A 2012-nucleotide genomic window follows, 5' to 3' on the forward strand; every position below is an offset into this window, starting at 1 on the left:
GGTTCGAGGGATGCCGCAGCAGGGTCAGGTTCTTGTCGGACTCGATCCGTTCGAAGTCGGAGAAATGGATGCGGTAGGCGACGTCCACGGCCCCGCTCTGAAGCTCGATCGTGCGGCTCGAGGCCTCCGGGATCGCCCGGACGACCAGCGTCTTGAAGTTGGGCTTCTTGCCGTGATAGTCCTCGAAGCGCTCGAGGGTTACGCGGTCCGCCTTCTTCCAACTGACGAACTTGAAGGGACCGGTCCCCACCGGGTTCTTGGCGGGGTCGCCCTCCTCCACGGCCTTCTTGTTGACGATGCCCGCCCACGACTCGCCCAGGGCGTAAAGGAAGGGGGTGACGGGGCGCCCAAGGTTGAGCTTGACGGTGTAGCGGTCCAGGACCTCCACGTCCTGGAGGTCCTTGATCAGGGCATGGGCGGAAGTCCCGAGGGGGGTCTTAGCCCGGTCGAGGGTGAACTTCACGTCATCCGCGGTGCATTCCTCGCCGTTGTGGAATTTGACCCCCTTGCGGATGTGGAACACGTAGCTCGTCGGCGTCGGCTGCTCCCAGCTCTCTGCCAGCATGGGCTCCAGGGAGCCGTCCGGGGCGATGAACACCAGGTTTTCAAACATCTGGAGCAGGACGTTGGCCGAGACGTTCTCCGAACTGGGGAGCGGATCGAGGACGCGGATATCCGCGCCGTTCGCTACGACCAGGGTATCCTCGGCCGCGAGGGCCGTCATCGGTACAAGGCACAGGGACAGGGCTGCAAGTAAAACGAATGCCTTTCTCATGAAACGCGCACTTCCTTCCAAATGGATTTATCCTCCCCGACGGGACTTCAAAATCGCAAAGAACCGGCGGGGAAGCCCCTTTAGAAACCCTTGCGGAGTCAGGATCACTCCTGATTCAGCTTCACCTTTGAGAGCTCGTAGATCCCGCGGATGTGCATCGGGAACTCCTGGACGCGGGGGCCGTATGCGGCGGCAATCCCACCAACGGACCAATACAGGGTGGGCATCTGCTCCAGGAAGAGCTTCTGAGCCTCCTTGTAGACCGCCTCGCGCTCGGGGCCTTCCGGCACCTGAACGCCCTTGTCCAGCAGTGCGTCGAACTCCTTGTTGCTGAAGAAGGCGTTGTTGGTGACGTTGAGGGCACGCGAGTGATAGAGGCGGGTCAGGGCGAACTCGGGGTCGGGGAGGTTGTTGCCCCAGCCGCCGAGGGCGAGGTCGTGTTCCCCGCGGTCGACCTTATCAAGGAAGGCGCCATATTCCATGACCTGGATGTCTACCTTCACGCCGATCTCCTCAAGCTGAGCCTGGATGATGGTGGCGGCGTCGACACGCTGCTTTGATTCGCTCGTCATGAGGGTCAGCGTGAGGTCCTTGACCCCGGCCTCCTCAAGCAGCTTCTTCGCTCCCTCGACGTCCTGCTTCGGAGCCTTGAGGCTCTGGTCGGAGTAGCGCATGTCGTAGGGGATCGGACCGCCGGGGACGTAGCCCTCGCTACGGTAAATCGCCTGATGCATCCCTTCAAGATCCAGCGCCTTCGCGATCGCATGACGGACCTTCACGTTGTCGAGAGGGGGCTTCGAGCAGTTGAACACGATGAAGTCCACCTGAAGCGACTTGCGCTTCATCAGCGTGAGTCCGGGGGTCTCCTCCACGCGCTTGAAGTCGTTTACGGAGACGGCGTAGGCCACGTCGACCGCCCCGCTCTCGAGTTCGATCACCCGGACGGAGTCCTCGGGGACCGCGCGGATGATCAGGTTGGAAAACTGCGGCTTCTCTCCATGGTAGTCGTCGTTGCGCTCCAGGATCACCCGGTCGCCCTTGATCCACTTCACGAACTTGAAGGGACCGGTGCCGATCGGGGCGCGGTTGTGGGCCTCGGTGCCGATCTCCTCGACGACCTTCTTGCAGACGACACCACCCCAGACCTCGCTGAAGACATAGAGGAACGGCGTGAAAGGATTTTTGAGGTGCACGGAGATCGTATAATCGTCGATCTTCTTGACGTCCTCGATCATCG

2 protein-coding genes are annotated in these 2012 nt (G+C 61.5%); both read right to left on the reverse strand.

Annotation, left to right across the window (positions count from 1 at the left end; genetic code table 11):
- A partial coding sequence (locus ACO41U_RS09870; protein WP_485943600.1) for an ABC transporter substrate-binding protein occupies positions 1–775 on the reverse strand: 775 nt, incomplete at its 3' end.
- 104 nt (positions 776–879) lie between these two features.
- On the reverse strand, positions 880–2012 hold a 1133-nt coding region (locus ACO41U_RS09875; protein ID WP_485943602.1), incomplete at its 5' end, for an ABC transporter substrate-binding protein.

The organism is Fretibacterium sp. (assembly GCF_057312375.1).